The sequence below is a fragment of the Mycobacterium sp. pV006 genome, assembly GCF_041287115.1.
GTDB lineage: Bacteria > Actinomycetota > Actinomycetes > Mycobacteriales > Mycobacteriaceae > Mycobacterium.
Genome location: NZ_JBGGKT010000003.1, coordinates 228901 through 254625, shown reverse-complemented (window position 1 = coordinate 254625; position 25725 = coordinate 228901). Strand labels below are relative to the sequence as shown.

Sequence of the window (25725 nt, the reverse complement as noted above, 5' to 3'; positions counted from 1 at the left end):
CGGTGAGCGGCTTCGGGGTACGGCTGTCGGCTGCGATGGCGCAGCGCGGTCCGCTGTGCCTGGGCATCGACCCGCATCCGGAGCTGCTGCACGCCTGGGGCCTCGACGCCGACGCCGACGGTCTGGCCCGGTTCAGCGACATCTGCGTCGCCGCGTTCTCCGGCGCCGCGGTGGTCAAGCCGCAGGTCGCGTTCTTCGAGGCCTACGGCTCGGCCGGGTACGCGGTGCTCGAACGCACCATCGGCGAGTTGGGCGCAGTCGGCGTCCTGGTGCTCGCCGACGCCAAACGCGGTGACATCGGGTCGACGATGGCCGCCTACGCGACGGCCTGGGCCGGTGACTCGCCGTTGGCCGCCGACGCGGTGACGGCGTCGCCCTATCTCGGGTTCGGGTCGCTACGACCGCTGCTCGACATCGCCCGGGACCACGACCGGGGGGTGTTCGTGCTCGCGGCGACGTCGAATCCGGAGGGTGCGTCCATCCAGCTCGCGCAGGCCGGCCCGCGCAGCGTCGCGCAGAGCGTCGTGGACGCGGCCGCCGCCGAGAACGCCGGTCCCGGGCCGGGAGCAGTCGGTGTCGTCGTCGGCGCCACGCTGGCCGATCCGCCGGACGTGAGCGCCCTCAACGGCCCCGTGCTGGTGCCCGGGGTGGGAGCCCAGGGCGGCCGTCCCGACGCGCTCAGAGGGCTCGGAGGGGCGCGGCCGGGCCAGCTGTTGCCCGCGGTGTCGCGCGAGGTGCTGCGCTGCGGACCGGACGTGGGCGATCTGCGGGCCGCCGCGGAACGGATGCGCGACGCGGTCGCCCATCTCAACGACCCCTCATGATCAAAGCCGGTGCGGGGCCCGCGACACGCCCGAACTGCGATGATCAGCGAAATTTTCGTCGGAAAACCCATCGGCGGCCCGCTCCGGCACCGCCGGACGCGCCGGCGAACCCGTGAGGTCGCGCCTGACCGGCCGATACCGCCCCTACGCAGGTCGTTTGGGTGCGCGGCCGTTTTCGGCAACGGCGTAGCGTCACGCGCGCAGGCGTCGGCGCCGAGCGGTGACGCGCCCTACACGCTGGGCTTTTGACGGAAAAACCCGGGGGTGGGGTTCGCTTTCGTCAGGATGCGTGGGTACGGTCGTCCACGCTGGCTGGTTCTGACGAATCCCAACGACCGGCCGAGACAAAACAGATGATGGTGAGAGACGGAGGAACCCCGTGGCCCTTCCCCAGTTGACCGACGAGCAGCGCGCGGCAGCGTTGGAGAAGGCTGCTGCCGCACGTCGAGCCCGAGCCGAGTTGAAGGACCGGCTCAAGCGCGGCGGCACCAATCTCAAGCAGGTGCTCAAAGACGCCGAGACCGACGAGGTCTTGGGCAAGATGAAAGTTTCCGCGCTCCTGGAAGCCCTGCCGAAGGTCGGCAAGGTCAAGGCGCAGGAGATCATGACCGAACTCGAGATCGCCCCGACCCGCCGTCTGCGCGGCCTGGGCGACCGTCAGCGCAAGGCTCTGCTGGAAAAGTTCGACCAGTAACGAGTCGGTGAGTCGAGGCAGTGGGCCGGGCGACGCCGCGCGCGCCGAAGCGCCGGTAGTGGTGTTGTCCGGCCCGTCTGCTGTCGGTAAGTCCACCGTCGTCCGGTGCCTGCGTGAGCGGGTCCCGGACCTGTACTTCAGCGTGTCGGTGACCACCCGGGCACCGCGTCCCGGCGAGGTCGACGGCGTGGACTACTCGTTTGTCACGGCAGCAGAGTTCCAGCAGCTCATCGACACCGGCGCCCTGCTGGAGTGGGCCGACATCCACGGTGGACTGCACCGTTCCGGAACCCCGGCCGCGCCGGTGGCGGCGGCGACCGCCGCGGGCCGTCCGGTGCTCATCGAAGTCGATCTCGCCGGTGCGCGGGCCGTCAAGAAGGCGCTGCCGGAGGCCACCACGGTGTTCCTGGCGCCGCCCAGCTGGGAGGTGCTGGAGAGCCGGCTGACCGGCCGCGGCACCGAGACCCCGGAGGTGATGGCGCGCCGACTGCAGACGGCCCGGGACGAACTCGCCGCTCAGGGCGACTTCGACCAGGTCGTCGTCAACGCTCAATTGGAGTCCGCATGCGCGGAATTGGTATCCTTGCTGGTGGCCCACCCGCAGGTGCCGCGCGATCAGTCCTGATCGCCCTCGTCCTCAAAGCCTCGTCCGATTTCGCCAGGAGAATTTTCAGTGAGCAGCCCGCAAGCCGTCCAGGACCTCGATCCGGTCGCCAGCGCCTACGACACCCCGCTGGGTATCACCAACCCGCCCATCGACGAGCTGCTGGACCGCGCGTCGAGCAAGTACGCGCTGGTCATCTACGCCGCCAAGCGTGCGCGTCAGATCAACGACTACTACAACCAGCTCGGCGACGGCATCCTCGAGTACGTCGGTCCGCTGGTCGAGCCCGGTCTGCAGGAGAAGCCCCTGTCGATCGCGCTGCGTGAGATCCACGCGGACCTGCTCGAGCACACCGAGGGCGAGTAGAGAACGGCCCGGCGGGTGACCCCTCGGGCCGAGAGCGGATGCAGATGACCGAGCGCAAACGGATCATCGTCGGCGTGGCCGGTGGCATCGCCGCATACAAGGCGGCCACCGTGGTCCGCCAACTCACCGAAGCCGGTCACTCGGTCCGGGTGGTACCGACCGAGTCCGCGCTGCGTTTCGTCGGGGCGGCCACCTTCGAGGCGCTCTCCGGCAACCCCGTCCACACGGGCGTCTTCGAAGACGTCCACGAAGTTCCCCACGTGCGCATCGGCCAGAACGCCGATCTGATCGTCGTGGCCCCGGCGACCGCCGACCTGTTGGCGCGGGCGGCCTCCGGACGCGCCGACGACCTGCTCACCGCGACCCTGCTGACGGTGCGATGTCCGGTTCTCTACGCGCCGGCGATGCACACCGAGATGTGGCAGCATCCCGCGACCGTCGAGAACGTCGCGACGCTGCGCCGCCGCGGCGCGGTAGTCATGGAGCCCGCCTCCGGACGGTTGACGGGAGCGGACACCGGCCCGGGGCGGCTGCCGGAGGCCGAGGAGATCAGCACGCTGTCGCAGCTGCTGCTGAGCCGCGGCGACGCGCTGCCCTACGACCTTGCCGGCGTCAAGGTGCTGGTGACCGCCGGCGGCACCCGCGAGCCCATCGACCCGGTTCGCTTCATCGGCAACCGCAGCTCGGGCAAGCAGGGCTATGCCGTGGCGCGCGTGATGGCCCAGCGCGGCGCCGAGGTCACCCTGATCGCCGGTAACACCGCCGGGCTGATCGACCCCGCAGGCGTCGAGGTCATCCGGATAGGATCGGCCGCTCAGCTCGCCGACGCGGTGTCCAAGCACGCGCCGGCGGCCAACGTCCTGGTGATGGCCGCGGCAGTCGCCGACTTCCGTCCGGCGCACCAGGCCACCAGCAAGATCAAGAAGGACGCCACCGGTGCGGGTGACCCCACCATCGAGCTGATCCGCAACGACGACGTGCTCGCCGGTGCGGTCCGCTCCCGCAGCGACGGCCAGCTGCCCAACATGAGAGCCATCGTCGGATTCGCCGCCGAAACCGGCGACGCCAACGGCGACGTGCTGTTCCATGCCCGCGCCAAACTGAAGCGCAAAGGGTGCGACCTCCTGGTGGTCAACGCCGTGGGGGAGAACCGCGCGTTCGAGGTCGATCACAACGACGGATGGTTGTTGTCGGCGGACGGAAATGAGTCCGCCCTGGAGCACGGTTCGAAGACCGTGATCGCCAGCCGTATTGTGGACGCAATCGCGGCCTTCCTGCGCACCGGCGCCGGGTAGGTCCGAGCAAGTCAGCATGCGCGTAAGGGTTGCGCGCTGCGGCGGGACACGCTTGGGTGCAAAAGGCGCCCGCACAGCGGAGTCACCAACTACCTCAGGTGTGCTGAGTGAAAGGGATCGGACGTGAGTGAAGCTCGGTTGTTTACCAGTGAGTCGGTGACCGAGGGGCATCCCGACAAGATCTGCGACGCCATCAGCGACTCGGTACTCGACGCACTGCTCGCCGACGACCCGAAGTCCCGCGTCGCCGTGGAGACACTGGTGACCACCGGCCAGGTGCACGTGGTCGGTGAGGTGACCACCGCGGCCAAGGCCGCGTTCGCCGACATCACCAACACCGTGCGGGAGCGCATCCTCGACATCGGCTACGACCATTCCGACAAGGGCTTCGACGGGGCGACCTGCGGTGTCAACATCGGCATCGGCGCACAGTCCCCGGACATCGCCCAGGGCGTCGACACCGCCCACGAGACCCGCGTCGAGGGCGCGGCCGATCCGCTCGACTCGCAGGGTGCGGGCGACCAGGGCCTGATGTTCGGGTACGCGATCGCCGACACCCCGGAGCTGATGCCGTTGCCGATCGCGCTGGCGCACCGTCTCTCGCGCAAGCTCACCGAGGTCCGGAAGAACGGCACACTGGACTACCTGCGCCCGGACGGCAAGACCCAGGTCACCGTGCAGTACGACGGCACCACCCCGGTCCGTCTGGACACCGTCGTGCTGTCCACCCAGCACGCCGACGGCATCGACCTCGACAGCCAGCTCGCACCGGAGATCAAGCAGCACGTGATCGACACGGTGCTGGCCGAACTCGGGCACGAGACCCTCGACACCTCCAGCCCGCGGATCCTGGTGAACCCGACCGGCAAGTTCGTGCTCGGCGGACCGATGGGCGACGCCGGCCTGACCGGCCGCAAGATCATCGTCGACACCTACGGTGGCTGGGCGCGTCACGGCGGTGGCGCCTTCTCCGGCAAGGACCCGTCCAAGGTCGACCGGTCGGCCGCGTACGCCATGCGCTGGGTCGCCAAGAACGTGGTGGCCGCCGGGCTGGCGGAGCGGGTCGAGGTGCAGGTCGCCTACGCGATCGGCAAGGCGGCTCCGGTGGGCCTGTTCGTCGAGACGTTCGGCTCGGAGACCGTCGACCCGGTCAAGATCGAGAAGGCCATCGGCGAGGTGTTCGACCTGCGTCCCGGCGCGATCGTTCGCGACCTGGACCTGCTGCGCCCGATCTACGCGCCCACCGCGGCGTACGGCCACTTCGGCCGGACCGACATCGAGTTGCCGTGGGAGCAGCTCAACAAGGTCGACGACCTGAAGAACGCCGTCTGACAGTTCACCCCGCGGCGAACTCGTAGTCGTCGATCGGGAAGCGGCGGCTTCGCCAGTACGCCTCGAGCGTGCTGGCGGGCCGCAGCGGAACGTCGCCGTTGGCGTCGAAGTAGTAGCTGTTGGCGTGCCGGCAGCTGTCCTGCCAGAAGATCTGGCGGTGCCGTTTGCGCATCATCTCGGCGAAGAAGCGGTCGTTGGCTTCCTGCCGGACCTCGATGCGGGTGGCGCGACGCTGCTCTGCCGCGCGCAGACACCGCACGATGTGATGGGTCTGCGCCTCGATGAGCGCGAAGTACGACGAGCCGACATATCCGTAGGGACCGAACACGGTGAAGAAGTTCGGGAACCCCGGGATGCTCACGCCCTCGTAGGCCTGCAGCCGGTGCTCGGTCCAGAACTGAGCCAGGGACCGGCCGTCCCGACCGTGGATCGGGAAGGTCATGCTGTCGGTGTCCATCACCTGGAAACCGGTGGCCAGGATCAGCACGTCGAGTTCGTGTCGCGCACCGTCGGCCGTCGCGACACCCGTCTCGGTGATCGCTTCGATCGTGTCGGTGACCAGTTCGACGTTGTCGCGGTTGAACGTCGACAGGTACGTGTTGTGGAAACCCGGGCGTTTGCACCCCACGGCGTAGCGCGGTGTCAGCTTGTCGCGCGTCGCGGGGTCCTTCACCTCTCGGCGCAGGTAGGCCCGGCCTGCGTCGGCCATGCGTTTGGCCATCGGGTTGAGCGTGAAGTACTGCGCCGGCAGCGGGAACGTCAGCTCCACGTACAGCTGGCTGAGCAGCCGCTGGACGGTGCGGCCCAGCGGCAACCGCATCAGCGTGCGGGCGGTGCTGCGCAGTGGCACATCGAATTTCGGGAAGCACCAGATGGGGGTGCGCTGAAACACGGTGAGGCGCTCGACGATCGGTGCGATCTCGGGGATCACCTGCACCGCTGAGGCGCCCGTGCCGATGATCCCGACCCGCTTGCCGCGCAGATCCAGGTCGTGGTCCCAGCGGGCGGTGTGCACGGTGGGCCCGGAGAACGAGTCGACGCCTGCGATGTCGGGCAACTTCGGCACAGTCAGCACGCCGCCGGCATTGATCAGGAACCGTGCGGTGATGCTGTCACGGCGACCGTCGGATTCGGTGGTGATGCGCCAGAGTTGTTGGTTCTCTTCGTAATCGGCGCGCAGGACGGTGGTCGACAAGCGGATCTTGGGGCGCAGGCCGTATTTGTCGACGCAGTGCGCCGCATAGGCGGCCAGCTCTCGTCCCGGAGCGTAGGTGCGCGACCACTCGGTGCTCTGCTCGAACGAGAACTGGTAGGAGAACGACGGGATGTCCACGGCGATACCGGGATAGGTGTTCCAGTACCAGGTTCCGCCGACGTCGTCGCCGGCTTCGAGCACCAGGTAGTCGCCGAGCCCGGATCGATCGAGCGCGATGGCCGCGCCGATACCGGAGAATCCGGCACCGACGATCACGGTGTCATGGTCTGGACTGCTCATCGTCATTCCTCGTCAGCTCAGGGCGTTCCGCAGCGCGGCCAGGCCGCGGGCGGTGGCCTCGGTGGCGGCGGGGACCACCTCGGTGTAGGCCAGGTAGCCGTGCACGAGTGATTCGGCGTGGTCCAGTTGCACCGGCACCCCGGCTTCGGTCAACAGCTCGCTGTAGCGAATACCGTCGTCCCGCAACGGATCGTGGCCGGCCACGGCGATGTAGGCGGGCGCCAGCCCGGTCAGGTTGCCGCGCGCCGGGATCAGGGTCGCCGGGGCCGGCGAGACGGGGTCGTCCCCGAGATACCACCGGGTGAACCCGGTGCAGGCGTCCCGCGTCAGTATCGGTGCGTCGGCGTTCTCGGTGAACGACGGCAACGACGTGTCGAACGTCGTCGACGGATACCACAGCAGCTGCATCCGCAAGGTGACCCCGGCGTCGCGGGCCAACTGGGCCACCACCGCAGCGAGGTTGCCGCCCGCGGAATCGCCTGCCACGGCGAGGCGTTGCGGGTCACCGCCCACGTCCGCGGCGTGCTCGAGCGCCCACCGGGTCGCCGCCCAGCAGTCCTCGACCGCGGCCGGATACGGATGTTCGGGGGCCAGCCGGTAGTCCACCGACACCACCACCGCGGATGCGCCGACGGCGTGCACCCGTGCGGTAGCGTCGTAGGTGTCGAGGTCGCCCACCGACCAGCCGCCCCCGTGGAAGAACATCACCACCGGCAGGACGGACGCGGCCGGCGGCCGGTAGATCCGGATGGGAATCGATCCCGCCGGCGAGTCGACCACCCGATCCTCGGCGGAGACCTCGGGATGCAGTTCCCGGCGCGGAAGCTCGCGGAACCGTTGGCGTGCCGAGTCCGCGCCGCCCTCGGTGGTCAGCTGGAACGGGACGGCCTCGAGCACCTTCTGCAGGACGGGATCCAACTTCGCGGTCATGTCGCCACCGTACGCACGCGGGCGCAGGCGGGTCGAGGTAAACGCCCACAACGGACCGGATTGCCCGACAATTGTGTGCATGCGACGCCGACCGATCACCCTGGCACCGCTGACGCTGCTGGAGCTCGGGCCACCGGAGTTCGTGACGTGCGCTGCCGAAGCCGGTTACGACGGCGTCGGCCTCAGACTGATCCGCGCCACCGAAGAGGAGCCGCTGCGCCCGACGATCGGTCGGACGCCGCTGATCCGCGAGACACGCAGGCGCCTCGACGACACCGGCCTGTTCGTCCTCGACATCGAGGTGCTGCGGTTGCGGCCGGACACCCGGGTCCGAGACGAGTTCGGACCGGTATTGGAGACCGGTGCCTACCTGGGCGCCGAGCAGGTGTTGGTGACGGGCAACGACCCCGACCATGCCCGGCTGGCCGACAATCTCGCCCAACTGGGTTCGTTCGCCGCGGAATTCGGGTTGACACCGAATCTCGAACCGATGCCCTGGACCGATGTCGTCGACCTCGACGCGGGCGCGGCCATCATGTCGCGGTGCGGAGGTGATTCGGTCGGCCTGCTGGTCGACGCGCTGCACTACGACCGGGCGGCGACGACACCGGCCTCGCTGGCTGCGCTGCCGCCGCACTGGTTCCGTTACGTGCAGATCTGTGACGGGTCGATGCCGCGGCCGACGACGCTCGACGAACTGCGCTTCCAGGGCCGCAACGCCCGACTGTTCCCGGGCGAGGGCGGTATCGACCTGGCGGCGATGCTGCAGGCCCTGCCCCGGGTACCGGTGAGCATCGAGGCCCCCGTCCAGTGGCCGGCTCCCGCGGGTGTGCGGGCACGCGCGGCGCTGCGGGCCGCCCGACGCGTCATGGCGTTCGTCGACGACGAGCGGTTCGCGTTGTCCGCCTGAGCTTTGCGCTCAGCACCGGGCGCGAGCGGTTTCCAACAGTTCGACGACCCGGCCCACATGCGGCTCCCGCACGATCGAATCGTGATCGCAACGGACGCGCTCGATCTGCACCTCACCGGTCAGCACCTGCGACCACGCCCGCACGTCGTCGATGTTGAACTCGCTGAGCACCAGCAAGGTGCGACCCGGGTACGGACGGGGCTGGTGCAGGCGGCCGATCCGCACCCCCACCTCGCGCATCGCGTCGACCTTCTGCTCCGCGGTGGTGCCCAGGATCCCTGCTATCGGTAGATACAACCGATTGCGCCACAACGTCATCCGGTCGGCCGGTGCCTGGGCCAAGAGGGTGGAGGCCGCATCGGGAACGGTCGCGCGGGCCGCACGCACCGAGCGCGGCGGCAGGAACGGGTCGAGCATGGTCACCAGCGCCACGTCGTGTCCCCGCTCCCGCAGACGATGAGCCACATCGATCGCGATGAATGCGCCCAGCGAATGTCCGACCAGGGTGTAGGGTCCGGCCGGCTGCAGCGCGAGCAGGTCTTTGACGAAGCGTCGGCCGGCGCGCGCCACGGTCCAGTCGGGGACGGCCCTGTTCTCCAGGCCGTTGGCCTGGAACGCGACGACCGCGGTGTTTCCGGCGAGGTGGTCGGCCAGCGGCACGAACGACAGCGCCGACGCCCCCGCGCCGGCGAAACAGAACACCGTGTCCGAGGTCGTCGCGCCGGGTGCGCGGAGCACGACGGTGGTCGGGGCCGGCCGGCGGGCCGTGGAACGTCCGCTGCGTCGCGACCCGACCAGGTCGGCGAACTGCGCGACCGTCGGCGCAGACGCCAGATCCGACGGCGCCAGCGTGATGCCATGGAGGCCGGCAGCCTCGGTCAGCAGTTGCGCGACGTTGAGGGAATCACCGCCCAGCGCGTAGAAGTTCTCATCGCGCCCGACCTGTTCCAGGCGAAGGATCCGCGCCCAGACCGCCGCGATCTGCTCCTCGAGTCCCGGCAACGGTGCTTCGATCGGCCCCCGCACGGGAACCGGCAACGCGCTGCGGTCGACCTTGCCGCGCTCGTTGCGGGGGAGCGCCTCGAGCATCACGACGTGGGTGGGGACCATCCACGCCGGCAACCGGGTGTGCAACTCGGCGCGGACCACCGCCACCGCGGGGGTCTTGACCCCCGGCGCCGGGGCGACGTAGGCGATCAGCGTCGGGCTGTCGGGGTCGCGGCCGGCGACCACCAGAGCCTCGCGGATTCCGGCGCAGGCCAGCAGGGCGGCTTCGACGTCGGCCGGTTCGACCAGATAACCGCGGATCTTCACCGCGGCGTCCATGCGTCCCAAGACCACCAACACGCCGTCCTCGGTGATGCGGGCGCGGTCGTTGGTGACGAAAGTCGTCGTGCCGTCGGCGTTGTCGACGAACACGGTGGCAGCGGACTCGGGCTTGAGGTAACCGGCGGCCAGGTATCGCGAGGTGACGGTGAGCCGGCCCTGGTCGTCCACGGCGAGCCTCTTGTGGGGCACGGCCACGCCCGCCGGTATCACGCCCGGCGGTATGTCGTCGGCCGGACCGATGTCGTGGTGGGCCATGCCCAGGGTCTCCGACGATCCGGCCCAGTTCGTCAGCACCGCTGTCGGCGCGAGGATACGTGCGGCGCGGAAGACACTGCCGTACACCGGTTCCCCGGTGGTCACGATGCGCTCCACCGATTCCAGCCGGCGGCCGGCCGCGGCCTCGGACAGCGACTGCAGCAGTGACGGTGTGCACATGACGATGTCGGTGCGTTCGAGGCGGTCGAGGATCACCTCGGGGGTGTGCCTGCGCGGTTCGACCGCGATCAACTCGGCACCGGAAAGCAGTGCCCCGATCGCGACATTGAGCCCGGCCGCGAAGCTGACCGGCATGCACAGCGCCACGCGGCGGCCCGCGGTGATCCCGAACCGGTCCCGGTGCAGAATCCAGTCGCTGAGCCAGGTTCCGTGCGTGTGCAGCACGGCTTTCGGCTCCCCGGACGATCCGGAGGTGAACTGGATGCTGGTCACCGTGCGCAGGGTCGGAAGCGGTGGCAGTGCGGCTTTCGCGTCCACGGTCGGGCACTGCGTGGCCGACCACACGGTCGCCCGGTCGAACAGCCCCCCGACCGGAGGTGTCGTATCGCTGCCGACGACGACGGTGTCGACCGGATAACCCTGTTGCTCCAGGGTTTCGACGATCAACGACATGCGGTCCTGCGGCAGTTCGGTGTCCAGCGGCACCAGCGGCGCCCCGGCGGCGAAGGCACCGAAGATGACGGCCGCGGTGTCGGGGGTGAGGTCGCCGATCAGGACCACCGCGAACCCGGGTCGGGGGCGCGCCGCGAATGCCCGCGCCCAGTCTTCGGCGGCGACCCGCAACGCGTGGTAGGTGATCGATCCGGCGTCGGTGTGCAACGCGGGCAGGGCGCGGCGCTGCTCGGCGATCTCGACCCACCGCTGCGTGACCGAGTCGTAGCCGATCGGACTGTCGGTGGGAATCGACTGGGGCGCAGTGGATGTGCGCGGTGAGGTGCTCGGTTCGGGCCGGCCGGTGTCGAGGGACTGCCCCTGCGGTGTCACCGCGACCCTGCGCAACAGCACGATCGCCGGGCCGCAGACGATCAGCGTGGTGATCAGCTCGGCGGCCAGGTAGGTGTAGGCGACCGCGTTGATTCCCCACAGCGGCGTCGTGACGATCACTCCGCCGACCACGATGACCCCGAGGAGAAGCTGCGCAGCGACGGCCAGTCGAAGCCGGCGTTGCAGTCGTGCCAGCGCGGTGTAGATCGTCATCAGAGCCACCGACGGCAACGTCAGTGCCATGATCCGGATCAGCACCGTGCCCTGCTCGGCGTAGTCCGGACCGAGGATCCCGAGGATCAGCGGCGCGGCGAGCTGCAGCGCCGCGCATCCTCCCAGCGCGGCCGCACTGCACAGCAGCACGAAGCGCTTCGTACACGCGCGCAGATCCGCCCCGGGCGCCGACGCGGTCGCGATGAACGGCGCCGCGGTCGCACCGATCAGCACCCCGACGGTGTTGACCACCAGCCAGCACATGGAGAAGTACGCGTTCATCTCGGTGCCCAGCTGCGCGACGACGATCAGCGGCAGCAGCAACGGCACGGTCACCGCGACGGCGTTGATGGCGTAGGAGCCGGCGAAGAATTCGACGAGCTGGCGCCGGCCCGGCAGGCTCGAGGCGCCGTTGTGGCGGGCCGACTCCCGACGGATGACGGCGACGGCGATCACTGCGGTGATCACCGCTGCGGGCACCACCCACGACCACACGATGGCCGCGCCGGTGGCCAGCGGGATCAAGGCGGCCACCGCGATCAGCTTGGCCGTGGACTGCGTGATGTTCTTGACCGCGATCGTGCGGGCCCGGCCCAGTCCGATGAGGACCTGATCCTGCAGCGCATAGATCGCCAGCACGACCACGAACAGCGGGAACACCACCGCTTCGAAGAGACTCGGAAACAGCTGCGCGCGTGGACCTGCCATCACGAACACCACACCGAACAACAGTGCGGCGCACACCACGAACACGGTCCCGCGCCGCACCAGACGCTGGGTCTGGCTGCCGGCCAACGGCAGAAACCGTTCGTAGAGGCTGCCGAGACTGAAGTTCGCCAGAATCGCGATCAGGCTCGCCGACGAGATGATCGCCGACGCCCGGCCGACCTCGGCGGTCGAGTAGCCTCGGGCCGCCACCGTCCAGAACACGAACCCGAGGATTCCGGTGGCTGCGCTGGACGTCATGACGGCGACGATGTCGATACCCAGGCCGCCACCGCCACGTTCACGGCGGGTGCTGGGCACCGCCGGGGTCACGCGCGGGGCACCGGGGACTCCCGTGGTCGGCATGAATCGGTTCCTTGCGAAAAGTGCTGGGGCGTCGAGCCACCAACGAAATGGGCTGGCCGGAGCGGCCGCAGGGTGACGATACTAAAAAGGCCGAAGTTTGCTTAGGCTACCCATACTGTGACGCTCGCCATAGTGGCAAGGGTGGCCGACCATCCGGCGCGTCAATTAACTACGGTTCGATCTTGACCGGTTGAACGCTGTCTCGGCAATCGACCCACCCTCGTGCGCTCCACAGCCGACACGACCAGACATCAACTGCCGCAGGGAGTTTGAGACGTGACAGAGATTGCACCGCGCCCCCAGGTGCATATCAAGGCAAATGTCGGCGACTTTCTGTACGACATCGCCGACGCGCCGACGGAGGCGAACCGGCCCACAGTGTCGGTGGTGCTGCCCGTCCGCAATGAGGCCCGCAACCTGCCCTACGTCGCCGAGCGGATGCCCCCCGTCGACGAGATCATCGTCATCGACGGGGGATCGCAGGACGACACCGCAGAGGTGGCCCGGACGTTGTGGCCGCAGGCCGTCGTCATCGAACAGACCCGCAGCGGCAAGGGAAACGCGCTCGCATGCGGATTCGGCGCGGCCACCGGCGACATCATCGTGATGATCGACGGCGACGGCTCCACCGATCCTGCCGAGATCCCGCTGTTCGTCGCGGCTTTGACCGAGGGTGCCGACCTGGCCAAGGGCAGCAGGTTCTCCGGCGGCGGCGGTAGCGACGACATCACCTACATCCGGCGGGTGGGCAACAAGGGGCTCAACTGGCTGGTCAACCAGATCTTCGGCACCGACTTCAGCGATCTCTGCTACGGCTACAACGCGTTCTGGCGCCGCAACCTCGACTGCCTGGACCTGCCTCCGGTGGACGCCGAGACCCCGCAGTGGGGCGACGGGTTCGAGATCGAGACCGTGATCAACGTCCGTGCCGCCCGTAGCGGCTGGCTGATCCGCGAGGTCGGCAGCTTCGAAGGTCGGCGAATCCACGGGCGCAGCAACCTCAATGCCGTCACCGACGGAATGCGCGTCCTGCGCACGATCCGCCGGGAACGCCGCGAACACCGCGCCGCGCGCGCAGTCGTCGCCACGGGCTGAGGACATGGTCGCTCAACCCGCACCGCCGGCCCGGTCGGCGGACATCGAAGTCTGTGTCAGTGTCGTCATCTGTTGCTACACCATGCGTCGACGGCAGGTTCTGGGCGCCGCCGTGGACGCGGTGCTCGCAGAACTGCACCCCGGCGACGAACTGATCGTCGTCGTCGACGGTGACGACGATCAGCTTGCCGATACCCTGGCCGCCGACTACCACGATCGAATCACACTCAAACACAACGAATTCGATCGTGGCCTCTCAGGTGCACGCAACACCGGTCTGCGGGCCGCCGGCGGCGACGTCGTGGTCTTCGTCGACGACGACGCAGTCCTGCGGCCCGGGGGACTGGACGCCGTGCGCGCCGCATTCGCCGAGCAGACAGTGGTCGCGCTCGGCGGTGCGGTGCACCCCGAGTGGTGCGGGGGTACCAGACCCGAGTGGTTCCCTCCGGAGTTCGGCTGGGTGGTGGGATGCGACTACCGGGGGCTTCCCCCCGCGGGCGCCGCCATCCGCAACCCGATCGGGGCGGCAATGGCGGTGCGCCGCAACGAGCTCGACCAGATCGGCGGATTCTGCGCGGCCCTCGGGCGGGTGGGGACGATCCCGGTCGGCTGCGAGGAGACGATGATGGGCATCGAACTCGTGCGCCGGGATCCGGACGCGCAGATCGTCAGGAACACCCGGTTCGCGGTGTCGCACCAGGTGCCGCGGGACCGGATGACCCTGACCTACTTCGTCCGCCGATGTTTCCACGAAGGCCGCAGCAAGGCGGTGTTGTCGTCGCTGTGCGGTCAGGAATCCGCGCTCGGCAGTGAATGGTCCTACACCACCAGGACATTGCCCACAGGAGTGTGGCAGGCGCGCACGCAACCCCGCCGGATGGCGGCGTTGATGCTGGGATTCGCGGTGACCACCGTCGGCTACCTCGTCGGCCGGGTCGGGATGCGTGGGCAGGAAGGACGACGATGACGAGAGTGCGCGCCTGGCTGGGGGATCCGCGGATCACCGGATGGGTGTCGTTGACGCCGCTGATCTACATCGCGACGGAGTGGATCGTCTCGGCCTCTTGGCGTGGTCACTACGGGTACCGCGACGACCCGGTGGGGCCGCTGGGTGTCGCGTTCTGCGGCCCCCAGGGCAACTGGCCGTGCAGCGACCTCTACCGTGCGATGAACGTGGCGCTGGTGGTGACCGGCCTGGCAATCGCGTTCGTCGCGGCGAGCATGCTGGTCCAACGCGTGATCGACCGGGGGCCGGCGGTGACGCTGGGCCTGGGTGGTGTCGCGCTGACCGCTGCGGGCCTGGTCACCCAGCACTTCAGCTACAGCTGGAACACCACGTTCCTGGCGATCTTCATGACTTTCGGTGCGCTCGGGGCAGTGTTTTTGGCTGCCAGCCCCACAGCGCGCCTGTCCGGCGAGCGGCGGCTGGTCGCGGGGCTGGCCGCAACCGTCGGGATCGTCGGCTACTTCCTCTACATCGGTGGGCACCAGATCTTCGGGCAGGGGGGAGCGCAACGCATGGCGGTCTACGGTGTGCTGGTCGCGGTGATCGCCGTGGGCACCGCCGGTATCAGAACGGCGCCGACCGCCGCGGTGACACGATGAGCGCACCGGGCAGGAACCGTCGATGGCGGGCGGCCGCAGTTGCCGCTCTCCTGGTGGTGTGCGGCTGCGGCCTCCCGCCATCGATCGGTCACGCCGAATCATCGGACCCGAGAACGCTGTTCTTCGACGACTTCGACGGCCCCGCCGGTGCGCCGCCCTCGGCGCAGTGGCGTTACGACGTCGGCAGCGGTGGCTGGGGCAACAACGAGATGCAGACCTACACCGACAGTCCCGCCAACGTGAGCCTCGACGGGAACGGCCATCTTGCCATCACCGCGCGCGGAGAGTCCTACGACCGCATCACCTCGGCGCGCGTGAACACCAAAGGCACCTTCGACTTCACCTTCGGGCGCGCCGAAGCGCGGATCGCGTTACCTGCCGGGCGCGGGCTGCACCCCGCCTTCTGGCTGATCGGCTCCAACGCAGACCAGGTCGGCTGGCCCGAATCCGGCGAGATCGACGTCATCGAAACCCTCAACGAGGCGTGGGACTACCACACCGGGGTGCACGCCCCGCGCGACGGTTTCCCACGCGGACAGGAGATCTCGGCCTCCGGTCCGGCGCCGTTCCCGCTGGCCGGGGTGTTCCACACCTATTGGGTCGAACGCACTCCCGGTCGCATCGTCACCGGCATCGACGACCGGACCCTGTACAGCGTGACGCCGGCCGATCTGGCGGAGGGCGCCCGGTGGGTGTTCGACGCACCGTTCTTCTTGCTGTTGAACCTCGCCGTCGGCGGACAGTGGCCCGGGCCGCCCGACTTCACGACACCCAATCCGTCCACGATGCTCGTGGACTGGGTCCGGGTGGTGGCACCGTGACGTTGCGCGTGATCGACCCCGCGATGCCTGCGCAGGGCCGACCCGTTTGGGCCAAGGCGCGCTGGATCGGTCTGATCGAACTCGACGAGTGGACCCCCGCGCCCGACGGCGACGTGCAGTTCGCCGCACGGCACAGTGACGGCTACCGCACCGCTCGGGTGCTGGTCCGGTCCGGGCTGCGCCCGATCGCGTTCGTGGAGGGTCCCATCGTCGACGGCGTGGCACGCATCGCGGTACCGACCGCCGTCCCCGCGCCCGAACCGGAGCCCGCGGACCTGCCGCCGGTCTCGGTGGTCGTGTGTACCCGGGAACGGCCCGATCAGCTCGCCGACGCCCTGCAATCCCTTCTGGCGCTGAACTATCCGCAGTTCGAGGTGGTGGTGGTCGACAACGCCCCGCGCACCGACGCGACCGCGCGCGTGATCGAACAGGCCGCCGATGACCGGGTGCGGCGCGTGGAGGAACCCGTCCCCGGGTTGTCGACGGCCCGCAACACCGGCCTGCGCGCTGCCCGCCACGATCTGGTCGCCTACACCGACGACGACGTCTATGTCGACCGGCACTGGCTGCGCGCCCTCGCGCGCGGCTTCGCCCGCTCGCCGCGGGTGTCGTGCGTGTCGGGACTGGTGCCCAGCGGTGAATTGCGCACCGCGGCACAGGGTTACTTCGACCAGCGGGTCTCCTGGTCGGGACCGCTGCAGCCGCAGTTGTTCACGCTGGACGACCCGCCCGCAGAAGAGCCGCTGTTCCCGTTCCGGGTGGGCCGGTTCGGCACCGGAGCGAACTTCGCGGTACGGCGCGACCGAGTGCTCGAACTCGGCGGATTCGACGAAGCCCTCGGCGCCGGCACGGCCGCGCAGGGCGGCGAGGACCTCGACCTGTTCTTCCGCGTGCTCACCGGCGGCGACGCGCTGGCCACCGAACCCGCGGCGATCGTCTGGCACCGACACCGCAGCGACAACGACGCGCTGCTGGCCCAGGCGCGAGGCTACGGCCTCGGTCTCGGCGCCTGGCTGACCAAGGTGGGTCTCGACCGGTCCCACCGTCGGCTGCTGGCCACCGTCATCCGGCGCCAGTTCCGCTCCTCGGTGCGGGCCGGGGCCGACTACGGCGCGATCATCACGCCACCGCTGGACTTCCGCGCGGATGTGCCGTCGTCCGTCGGACGCATCGAGGTGCTCGCCGTGTTCGGGGGGCCCCGCGCGCTGTGGCAGGGTCGTCGCCGCAACCGGGACACATCGACCTTGGCGCGATCGTGACGACGGTGCTGGAGTCGGCCCCCGAGACCGCGCCGGCGATCGCTCCGGGCGGCCGGATCAGCGCGCGCGTACCGGTGATCCGGGTGCGGCAGGCCGATCTCGCCGCCGTCGGCGCGCTGGCCGGGGCCGTCGCGCTGACGGATCTTCCGGCGACCGTCCGCGCCGTGGCGCTGACGCTGTTCATCCTGCTCGGACCCGGTGCGGCGGTGGTGACCTGGGTGGCCGTGCCGCGACGGGCGCTGCCCGCGGCGGTACCCACCCTCGGGATGGCGATCGTCACGCTGGTGGCCCTGACCGCGATGTGGTCGTATCGCTGGACGCCTCCGGAAATTCTCTGGACCCAGGTGGTGGCGGTCGGTGCGAGCAGCGCGCTCTGGTACTACCGGACCGGGACCACGCCGCTGGCGGCGACACGAAACTGGCAGTGGCGCCACGTCTTCCGGGACGAACGCACCCCGGTGGTCCGGCGGAGGCTGTCGTTGGTGCTCAGCGCATCGGCCGTCACGCTCTGGGCGGTCGCGGTGCCCGGTCTGCCCGGCGTGGACACCAGCTACTACGGTCTGCTGCTCTCGGGTACCGGTCCGATGCTGGCGGTCTGCATCGTCCTGTGCGCCGCAGCATTGCTCGTCGCGGTCCGCAATCGGCAGTTGCTCCCGGCGGCTGTGGCCGTGGGTGCGGCGATCGTGGTCTCCCGCGTCACGACGTTCGTCGCCACCGAGGTTCCGCTCTACGACTGGACGTACAAGCATCTCGCGGTCGTCGACTACATCCAGGTGAACGGCCGGCTCGCACCGGACGGCACCGACATCTACGCACAGTGGTCGGCGTTCTTCGTCGTCTGGGCCTGGTTCTGCGACGTCACCGGATTCGAGGCGATGTCGGTCGCGCACGTCTTCGCCCCCGTCATCCACGTGGTGCTCGCTCTGGTCGTGTACAGCGCGGCCCGCGTGATCGGCCAGTCCCGGCGCACCGCGGTGACCGCCGCCTTCGTCATCGAGATTGTGAACTGGGTTGGGCAGGACTACTTCTCACCACAGGCGTGGTCACTGTTGCTCGCGTTCGGCACCTTGACGCTGCTGGTCGCGTCACGCCGGCGACCCGCATGCGGCGTGTTGAGCATCGTGGTGTTCGCCGCGATGGTGCCCACCCACCAGCTGACCCCGTTCTGGGTGGTGGCGGTGGCGTGTGTGTTGTGTCTGTTCAAGAGGGCCCGCCCACGCTGGGCCGCCGCCGCGATGGTGGCGATCGTGCTGGGGTACCTGCTGCTCAACCTGGAGGCGGTGCTGCCCTACGGCCTGCTCTCCGGTGGCAGCCCGATCAGCAACGCCGCCAGCAATGTCCTGACCTCCGGTCTGCCGGCGAAGGACTTCACCTCCGCGGTGGTGCGTTCGGTGTCGATCCTGGTGCTGCTCACCGCATGTGCGTGTGCGCTCTGGCGCTGGCGTCGGCGGCGACCCGTGTTCGTGCTCGCCGTGCTGGCGTTCGGTGCGTTCGGTCTGTTGTTCGGGCAGAGCTACGGCGGCGAGGCGATCTTCCGGGTGTACCTCTACTCGTTGCTGGGATGTGCGTTGCTGATCGCGCCGGCGCTGGTGGCCGCCATGGACGGGCGGCCGCGGCTGTCCGGTCGCCGCCGGCGGCTGTGCAACGCCGTCACCGCGACCGTCGGGCTTGTCGCCGCGGCATTGGCCGGGCTGCACGGATACGTGGCGCTGTGGCCGCTGGTGTACGAAACCCGCACCCAGGTCGAGCTGATGGACCGGATCACCGACGGCGCGGATGTGCGCACACGCCTGGTGATGCTGCGGCTGGGCGGGATGCCGACCCGACTGAACGCCAGTTATGCCGAAGTCACACTGCACAACCACTACTTCGACCAGACCATCGGCTACGACCTGTGGGACGGCCGGGACCCACGACTGCCGGAACTGAAGGCCGCGTTCCCCACGGCCTCGGACATCAAGACGCTCGACGACTACGCGCAGTACGACGCGTTCCGCGCCTACGTGCTGTTCAGTCCGCAATCCAATCGGGCGGTGCGCTACTACGGCGACTTCCGGCCCGAGGCGATCGACGTGATCCAGCAGGCGCTCCGGGAATCCGACAACTGGACGGTGTTCTACGAGGACGGCGAGACCCTGGTGTTCCGGACCGCCCATGACTGGGATGTGCCGCCGCAGTTGACCGCAGAGCGGTGAGTGTCAGCGGCGGCCACTCAGCAGTGCCCGCACCCGGTGGGGCACCGTCGCCATCGCCGCACCGATGCGGTCGGGATCGAACAGCGTGTCGTGGAACTCGGCGGTCAGCCACGCGGTCCCCAGCACCGACGACGTCGTGACGGTGACGCCGCAGGGCCCGGCCGGGTCGCTGGCCACCAGGATCCGGGCCGCATCGGGGTCGGTGAACGACCAGTCGCACCGGGGCACCTCACCCACACTCGAGTGCAGGAGATGCATGCGTGGACGCGTCGGTGCCGTCCACTGCGGCCGGACACCGGCGCGCATCGCTGCGCGCGCCTTGACGGTGCCCGCGACCAGGTTGGCCACCGGCCGGGCCATGCGCGCGGCATCCGAGAGTGCGTCGTGCAGTCGACGGGGGTCGGGGCCGGGCCCGATCGGGAAGTCCAGACCGGCCGAGAAGGAGCTCAGCACCCCGCGGCCCGGCGGCAGGTAACGTCGCGCGTCCACCGGCAGCGTCACCAGGGGCTCGACCCCGAAGCCCTCGTCGGCGAACGCGGCGTGCAGCGCGCAGGTGTAGAGCGCAAACAGGCTCACCCCGGGTAGATGCGAATTGCGCTGCTGCCGAAACCCTTCCACGTCGGCGGCGGGAATCCGGAGCACCTTCGTCGCGGTCGAGGGCGAGACGACCACCGGACTCGGCACGCCGGTGCCGGCGGGCGCTCCGGTGTTGCGTCGGTGCTGGCGCCACAGGGGCAGAAGACGTTGGGGTGTGCACACGATCCCGCGAACCGCGGCGGTCAGCAGCGGCGGGGCCGAATGCCGGTAGGGCCGCCACACTGCGTCGTCGGCCGGGTCGAGGACGCCCAGCAGCACCCCGACCAGCAGATCCAGCAGCGGGATCTCGCCGAGGCCGTGACTGAAGTCGACGGCCAGGTAGTCGTCGGCGGCCAGCACCCGCAGCGGGGATTCCGGGAGAGTGCGCAGCCGGGCGACCAGTTCGACCGGATCCGACCGCGGTGCGCGGGACGCGATGTGCACGGCGTCGGCGACCGACTCGGGCTCGTACCGCCAGCGCGTGTCGGTCGTGGAGGGCACCAACCCGACGCGCGTCACGGGACCGACGCGCGCCATCGCGAGCAGCCGCTCGGTGAGCAGTTCGGCAGACGGTACCGCGACCGGCCCGAGCACGACGGCCGAGCGGCGGTAGCTGTGTTGGACGTCGAGGGCAGCCACCCGAACCGTGTCCGGTCGCCGGCCGTGTGGTCTGCGGGCCATCGCCGTCGAACCTATCACCGGCGGTGTCCCCGTGACGTCGGATGCGTTTAGTAGGTTCGGCGCATGACGACCAGCCGTGACGTTCCCGCCGGCGACACCCGCATCCGGTTGCTGTGGTGTGCGGCCGCGGTGGTGGCCGCGTGTTACGGCCTGTTCCTGATCATCGTCACCGCGCGTGTGGGCATCGGCGCCGAGCTGACCGGACAATTCGCCGGGCAACCCGCGCTGAAGGCGTCCGCGGCGGTGTTGCTCGCCGGCGCCGCCGCGCTGCACCCGGTGGTGCGGGAGCGGCGCTGGCTGGTCGCCGCTCTGCTGTTCTCGGCGACCGGCGACTACCTGTTGGCGTTGCACTGGTGGGAGCCGTCCTTCGTGCTCGGCCTGGGCGCCTTCCTGGTGGCGCACCTGTGCTTCCTGGCGGCGCTGGTTCCGCTGGCGGTGCGGTCGCGCGCTCGACTGGTTGCGGCGGCGGCGGTCGTGTGCGCGTGCGTTGCATTGCTCGTGTGGTTCTGGCCGCGCCTGGCCGAGCAGGGGATGACCGTCCCGGTCACCCTGTACATCCTGGTGCTCGGGGCGATGGTGTGCGCGGCGCTGCTCGCCGATCTGCCGACTCCGTGGACCGCCGCCGGCGCAGTGTGTTTCGCGGTGTCCGACGCGATGATCGGCATCAACGTCTTCGTGCTGGGAACGGAGACCCTCGCCGTCCCGATCTGGTGGGTGTATGCGAGCTCGCTGCTGCTCATCACCGCCGGTTTCCTGTTCGGCCGGACCGCCGTCGCCCCGGCCGGACCCGCGGTGTGACGACGACCAGACGGCCCGCCGTCCACGAACCGATCGCACGGGTGCTGCCCATGCTCACGGTGCCGCACCTCGACCGAGAGTTCGACTACCTGGTCACCGACGACCAGTCCGATGACGCGCAGCCCGGAGTGCGGGTCAAGGTGCGGTTCAACGGTCGGCTGGTCGACGGTTTCCTCCTCGAAAGACGTTCCGAGACCGACCATGTCGGAAAACTCGGCTATGTGGAGAAGGTGGTCTCACCGGAGGCCGTGCTGACCCACGACGTGTGGCGGCTCGTCGATGCCGTGGCCGCCCGCTACGCGGGCACCCGGGCCGACGTGTTGCGGCTGGCGATCCCCCCGCGGCACGCGACGGTGGAGAAGCAGCCCCCGCAACGGTTGGAGGCGCACGCGCCGGCGCAGGTGGAGACGACGCAGTGGTCGGCCTACAGCGGCGGGGCCCAGTTCATCGCGGCCCTCGGCGACGCGCGCGCTGCTCGCGCGGTGTGGCAGGCACTGCCCGGCGAGAGCTGGGTCGACCGCCTCGCCGAGGCCGCGGCGGTCACTGTGGGGACCGGACGACGCGTGCTGGCCGTGGTGCCCGACCAGCGTGACGTCGACGCGTTGCACGCCGCGGTGACCGCGCGGGTGGATCCCACCCGCGCGGTCGCGCTGTCGGCCGGACTGGGACCGTCCCAGCGCTACCGCCGCTGGCTGGCCGTGCTGCGCGGCGACGCCCGCGTGGTGATCGGTACGCGCAGCGCGGTTTTCGCGCCGGTGGCCGACCTCGGTCTGGTGCTGCTCTGGGACGACGGTGACGACTCACTGGCTGAACCCCGCGCGCCCTACCCGCACGCCCGAGAGGTCGCCATGTTGCGGGCTCATCAGGCGCGCTGCGCGGTGCTGCTGGGCGGCTATGCGCGCACCGCCGAAGCGCAGGCACTGGTCCGCAGCGGCTGGGCGCACAACTTGACCGCGACCCGGCAGACGGTGCGGTCGCGCGCTCCCCGGGTGGTGGCACTGGAGGACTCTGCCTACGCCCAGGAGCGCGACCCCGCGGCCCGCACCGCCCGGCTGCCCACCGTGGCGCTCGACGCGGCCCGGTCGGCCCTGAAAGCCGGTGCGCCCGTGCTGGTTCAGGTGCCTCGGCGCGGCTATGTCCCGGCGCTGGCGTGCGGGAAGTGCCGGACCGTCGCCCGGTGCCGGCACTGCACCGGTCCGCTGTCGTTGCCCGGCCGCGACGCCGCCGGCGCGGTGTGCCGGTGGTGCGGCCGCGAGGACGTGTCACTGCGCTGCGCGCGCTGCGGCAGCGACGCGGTGCGTGCGGTGGTCGTCGGGGCCCGCCGCACGGCAGAAGAGCTCGGCCGCGCCTTTCCCGGCACACCGGTGGTCACCTCCGGCGGCGAGCACGTCGTCCCCGCCGTGGCGCAGCATCCGTCGCTCGTGGTGGCCACTCCCGGTGTCGAGCCGGTGGCCGAGGGCGGGTACGGCGCGGCGCTGCTGCTGGACTGCTGGGCGCTGCTCGGCCGTCAGGACCTGCGCGCCGCCGAAGACACGCTGCGGCGTTGGATGGCCGCGGTGGCGCTGGTGCGCGCGCGAGTCGACGGCGGCGTCGCGGTGGTCGTCGCCGAGTCGGCGATACCCACGGTGCAGGCACTGATCCGGTGGGATCCGGTGGGCCACGCGGAATCCGAGCTGGACGCGCGCGCAGAGGTCGGCCTGCCGCCGGCGGTGCACATGGCGGCCATCGACGGGTCCGCCGAGGCGGTGCACGCGCTGCTGGACCACACCGAGCTGCCCGACCGGGCCGAGCCGCTGGGGCCCGTCGAACTGCCCTTCACGGCCCGCCGGCCGGCAGGATCGGCGCCGGACGAACCTGTCAGCAGGATGCTGGTGCGGGCCCCCCGCGAGGGCGGTCTGGCGCTGGCGGCGGCACTGCGCCGAGCCGCCGCGGTGTCGAGCGCACGTCACGACACCGAGCCGGTTCGCGTCCAGATCGATCCGCTGCACATAGGCTGATCCGCATGTCGATCGGACGGCTGGTCAAGGCGCTGATCGCAGTGTTGCTCGTCGCCGTCGGCGTGCTGTGGCCGCTGGCCTTCCGCGGCGACCCCGGGAGCGCGACCCCGGTCGCCGACCCCGTCGTGTTCACCGACTACGACGTCGACATCCTCGTCGACGACGTGGGCGACATGACGGCGGTGGAGACCATCACCGGCCAGTTCCCCAGCGACCGGCACGGCATCTTCCGCTACTGGGACGTGACCAACCCGAACTCGCCGCGCATCCGGCAGGCGCCCGAGGTCACCTCGGTGCTGATGGATGGCCGGCCGATCCCGTACCAGATGCTCTCCGAAGGCGGGGGACGGTTCGTGGTCGCCAAGATCGGCGACCCGGACCAGTACTTGAGCCCGGGCGCCCACGTCTTCGAGATCCGGTATTCCCTCAGCGGTGTCCTCGATCCCGCCGAGGTGGGCGCCGACCGCGAATTCGCCGCCGGCACCCGAGGACCGACGGGACCGGACACCTCGGTCTTCTACTGGAACGTCATCGCGCCCGCGTGGAACAACGAGATCCGGCGCGCCGACATCACCGTCACACTGCCGCGCGCGGTCCGGGCCGCGCAGTGCTCGGTCGGTGCCGGCGTCGGCGAACCCTGTGTGGACCTCACGACGCGCGGCAACCGGGTCACCCTCTCGGCGGTCGACCTGCCGCCGCGCACCCCGGTCACCGTGCGCGCGACCGTCGACCTGACGCCCCCGCCGCGGGCCGAACTGCCCTGGGCCCAGCACTGGGACCGCGTCCTGGGGCAGTCGCCGGACGGGCTGTGGCGCACCGCCGGGCTGACGCTGCTCGCGGCGCTGGTGGCGCTGCTGTGGTTTCGCACCGTGCTCGAACGTTCGCCGGGTTTCCCGCTGCAGTACGCGCCGCCGGCAGGTCTGGGCCCGGTGCAGACCGAGTACATCCGCACCGAATCGGTTCCCGCGACCGGTCTCACGGCCACGCTGTTCCACCTCGCCGAACGCGGACTGGTGGAGTTGCGGCAGGTCAACGCGGGCCACTGGAACATCACGGGCATCGCCGAACCCGCACGTTGGCGTGACGTCGACCCGGTCGGCGCCGCCGTCGCGGCGGCTCTCAAAGTCGACCGGCGCGGCAAGGAGTTCCAGGCCAAGAAGACCGCATCGGCAGGCAAGAAGCTGTCCACGGGCAAATCGGACATGGCCTCCGCGGTGCGCACCTGGGCGGTGTCGTCGGGGTACATGATCCCTCGCCGCAGAGAACTCTGGCTGCGCGTCGCCAATGCCGTGGCGTTCGTGCTCATGGTCTGCGCGTTCTTCCGCTGGGGCTTCTCCGCGACGATCTCGGCGCTGCCGTTCGCCGCGTTTTTCCTGTTCTCGGCGCCGTCCTGGAAGGACGGCGTCGGCACCCGCCGCACCGCGAGCGGCCGCGAACTCTGGTCGCGCGCAGGCGGTTTCCACCGGGTGCTGACCACCGACTCGGCGGAGGCCCGGTTCGACTTCGGTGCCCGCAAGGACCTCTACACCGCCTATGTCCCGTTCGCGGTGGCCGCAGGCGCCGCCTCGGTGTGGGCGGCGAAGTACCGGGCCGAAACCGGCACGGCGCCACCCCAACCCGAGTGGTACGGCGCAGGATCGGGGCACGGGGGCGGGGACGACGGCGGTGGCGACGGCCCGGACTTCGACAGTTTCGACTCGGCGTTGTCCGCGTCGATCGGCGCCTACACCGCGTCGCAGACCTCGTCCTCGTCGGGCGGCTCGAGCGGCTCCAGCGGCGGCGGAGGCGGCGGTGGCGGCGGGGGAGGAGGCGGATCGTGGTGACCTTCGTGCTGATCGTCGCGCTGGTGATCGCGGTGTCGGTGCTGACCGTTTTCGTCGCCGGCCACAACAAGATCCGGTCGGCAGACGTCCGGGTCAGCGAAGCGCTGTCGGGCATCGACGTCGAACTGAGCCGGCGCGCCGCGCTGATCCCCGCGCTGGTGCACACCGTGACGAGTTTCGCCGCGCACGAGAAGGCGGTGCTCGATCGCGTGACCGACGCCCACGCCGCCCTGACCGCGGCGACCGGCAGCGGCTCGGTGACACGGCGCAGCACCGCCGAGCGTCAACTCGACGACGCGCTGGGCCCGGTCCTGGCGCTGGCACAGAGCCATCCGCAGTTGAACTCGTCGGCCAACTTCCTGGATCTGCAACGCAACCTCGCCGACACCGAGGACAAGCTGGCGTTCGCGCGCCAGTACTACAACGACGCGGTGGCCGGCCTCAATCGCCTCCTCACCACGATCCCGTGGATGTTCGTCGCGCCGCTGACCGGGGTGGGCGAGAAGGAGTACTACCAGGCACCTCGCCGGCAAGAGGGCCTCCTAGACTGAC

21 protein-coding genes are annotated in these 25725 nt (G+C 70.0%); 17 read left to right on the top strand and 4 right to left on the bottom strand.

Going from position 1 to position 25725, the window contains the following annotated elements:
• Window positions 1–2: 2 nt before the first annotated feature.
• The 6 genes from pyrF to metK all read left to right on the top strand — a co-directional run bounded on the left by pyrF (window position 3) and on the right by metK (window position 5115).
• Window positions 3–824: an orotidine-5'-phosphate decarboxylase gene (gene pyrF / locus ACAG25_RS07195; protein WP_370487636.1), complete on the top strand. Its 822-nt coding sequence runs from the start codon at window positions 3–5 to the stop codon at window positions 822–824.
• 379 nt (window positions 825–1203) lie between these two features.
• Window positions 1204–1518: an integration host factor, actinobacterial type gene (gene mihF / locus ACAG25_RS07190; RefSeq protein ID WP_014815655.1), complete on the top strand. Its 315-nt coding sequence runs from the start codon at window positions 1204–1206 to the stop codon at window positions 1516–1518.
• A 7-nt stretch (window positions 1519–1525) separates the two neighbouring features.
• Window positions 1526–2143: a guanylate kinase gene (gene gmk, locus ACAG25_RS07185; protein ID WP_370487634.1), complete on the top strand. Its 618-nt coding sequence runs from the start codon at window positions 1526–1528 to the stop codon at window positions 2141–2143.
• Between the two features lie 27 nt (window positions 2144–2170).
• Window positions 2171–2488, top strand: a complete 318-nt coding sequence (rpoZ, locus tag ACAG25_RS07180; protein ID WP_370487773.1) for a DNA-directed RNA polymerase subunit omega — start codon at window positions 2171–2173, stop codon at window positions 2486–2488.
• Window positions 2489–2532: 44 nt separating this feature from the next.
• Window positions 2533–3783: a bifunctional phosphopantothenoylcysteine decarboxylase/phosphopantothenate--cysteine ligase CoaBC gene (gene coaBC, locus ACAG25_RS07175; RefSeq protein ID WP_370487633.1), complete on the top strand. Its 1251-nt coding sequence runs from the start codon at window positions 2533–2535 to the stop codon at window positions 3781–3783.
• A 123-nt stretch (window positions 3784–3906) separates the two neighbouring features.
• Window positions 3907–5115, top strand: coding sequence for a methionine adenosyltransferase (gene metK / locus ACAG25_RS07170; RefSeq protein WP_370487632.1), 1209 nt, complete (start codon window positions 3907–3909; stop codon window positions 5113–5115).
• A gap of 4 nt (window positions 5116–5119) precedes the next feature.
• Here metK and ACAG25_RS07165 read toward each other — a convergent pair whose 3' ends face one another.
• Both ACAG25_RS07165 and ACAG25_RS07160 read right to left on the bottom strand, forming a co-directional pair.
• Window positions 5120–6610: a flavin-containing monooxygenase gene (locus ACAG25_RS07165; RefSeq protein WP_370487631.1), complete on the bottom strand. Its 1491-nt coding sequence runs from the start codon at window positions 6608–6610 to the stop codon at window positions 5120–5122.
• 12 nt (window positions 6611–6622) lie between these two features.
• Entirely contained in the window at window positions 6623–7540 is a 918-nt protein-coding gene (locus tag ACAG25_RS07160) for an alpha/beta hydrolase (RefSeq protein WP_370487630.1), read from the bottom strand.
• 79 nt (window positions 7541–7619) lie between these two features.
• Between ACAG25_RS07160 and ACAG25_RS07155 the strand changes: the two genes are divergently transcribed.
• On the top strand, window positions 7620–8450 hold the full coding sequence (locus ACAG25_RS07155) for a sugar phosphate isomerase/epimerase family protein (protein ID WP_370487629.1): 831 nt from the start codon (window positions 7620–7622) through the stop codon (window positions 8448–8450).
• A 9-nt stretch (window positions 8451–8459) separates the two neighbouring features.
• Here ACAG25_RS07155 and ACAG25_RS07150 read toward each other — a convergent pair whose 3' ends face one another.
• Entirely contained in the window at window positions 8460–12323 is a 3864-nt protein-coding gene (locus ACAG25_RS07150) for an AMP-binding protein (protein ID WP_370487628.1), read from the bottom strand.
• A gap of 309 nt (window positions 12324–12632) precedes the next feature.
• Here ACAG25_RS07150 and ACAG25_RS07145 point away from each other — a divergent pair, with 309 nt between their 5' ends.
• Genes ACAG25_RS07145 through ACAG25_RS07120 form a run of 6 tightly spaced genes read left to right on the top strand, consistent with a single transcriptional unit; the run spans window position 12633 to window position 19298 of the window.
• Window positions 12633–13418, top strand: coding sequence for a glycosyltransferase family 2 protein (locus ACAG25_RS07145; RefSeq protein ID WP_370487772.1), 786 nt, complete (start codon window positions 12633–12635; stop codon window positions 13416–13418).
• A 4-nt stretch (window positions 13419–13422) separates the two neighbouring features.
• Window positions 13423–14385: a glycosyltransferase gene (locus tag ACAG25_RS07140; RefSeq protein ID WP_370487627.1), complete on the top strand. Its 963-nt coding sequence runs from the start codon at window positions 13423–13425 to the stop codon at window positions 14383–14385.
• Window positions 14382–15023, top strand: a complete 642-nt coding sequence (locus ACAG25_RS07135) for a hypothetical protein (protein ID WP_370487626.1) — start codon at window positions 14382–14384, stop codon at window positions 15021–15023. Before ACAG25_RS07140 ends, ACAG25_RS07135 begins: the two co-directional genes overlap by 4 nt.
• Window positions 15020–15844: a glycoside hydrolase family 16 protein gene (locus ACAG25_RS07130; protein WP_370487625.1), complete on the top strand. Its 825-nt coding sequence runs from the start codon at window positions 15020–15022 to the stop codon at window positions 15842–15844. The genes ACAG25_RS07135 and ACAG25_RS07130 overlap by 4 nt, the downstream gene beginning before the upstream one ends.
• Window positions 15845–15867: 23 nt before the next feature.
• On the top strand, window positions 15868–17103 hold the full coding sequence (locus ACAG25_RS07125; protein ID WP_370487771.1) for a glycosyltransferase family 2 protein: 1236 nt from the start codon (window positions 15868–15870) through the stop codon (window positions 17101–17103).
• Window positions 17052–19298: a hypothetical protein gene (locus ACAG25_RS07120; protein WP_370487624.1), complete on the top strand. Its 2247-nt coding sequence runs from the start codon at window positions 17052–17054 to the stop codon at window positions 19296–19298. The genes ACAG25_RS07125 and ACAG25_RS07120 overlap by 52 nt, the downstream gene beginning before the upstream one ends.
• Window positions 19299–19301: 3 nt before the next feature.
• Here the strand turns inward: ACAG25_RS07120 and ACAG25_RS07115 are convergent, their stop codons facing one another.
• The gene (locus tag ACAG25_RS07115) at window positions 19302–20555 is read right to left on the bottom strand and encodes a hypothetical protein (protein ID WP_370487623.1); all 1254 of its coding nucleotides are present in this window, start codon (window positions 20553–20555) and stop codon (window positions 19302–19304) included.
• 63 nt (window positions 20556–20618) lie between these two features.
• Between ACAG25_RS07115 and ACAG25_RS07110 the strand changes: the two genes are divergently transcribed.
• From ACAG25_RS07110 to ACAG25_RS07095, 4 genes are read left to right on the top strand one after another with little or no spacing between them, the layout of a single operon-like run.
• Window positions 20619–21353, top strand: coding sequence for a lysoplasmalogenase (locus ACAG25_RS07110; RefSeq protein WP_370487622.1), 735 nt, complete (start codon window positions 20619–20621; stop codon window positions 21351–21353).
• Complete coding sequence (locus tag ACAG25_RS07105; protein WP_370487621.1) at window positions 21350–23350, top strand: primosomal protein N'; 2001 nt, start codon at window positions 21350–21352, stop codon at window positions 23348–23350. Before ACAG25_RS07110 ends, ACAG25_RS07105 begins: the two co-directional genes overlap by 4 nt.
• 5 nt (window positions 23351–23355) lie before the next feature.
• The gene (locus ACAG25_RS07100; protein WP_370487620.1) at window positions 23356–25173 is read left to right on the top strand and encodes a DUF2207 domain-containing protein; all 1818 of its coding nucleotides are present in this window, start codon (window positions 23356–23358) and stop codon (window positions 25171–25173) included.
• A complete protein-coding gene (locus ACAG25_RS07095; protein ID WP_370487618.1) occupies window positions 25167–25724 on the top strand; it encodes a LemA family protein in 558 nt (185 codons plus the stop codon). The genes ACAG25_RS07100 and ACAG25_RS07095 overlap by 7 nt, the downstream gene beginning before the upstream one ends.
• Window position 25725: the final 1 nt, after the last annotated feature.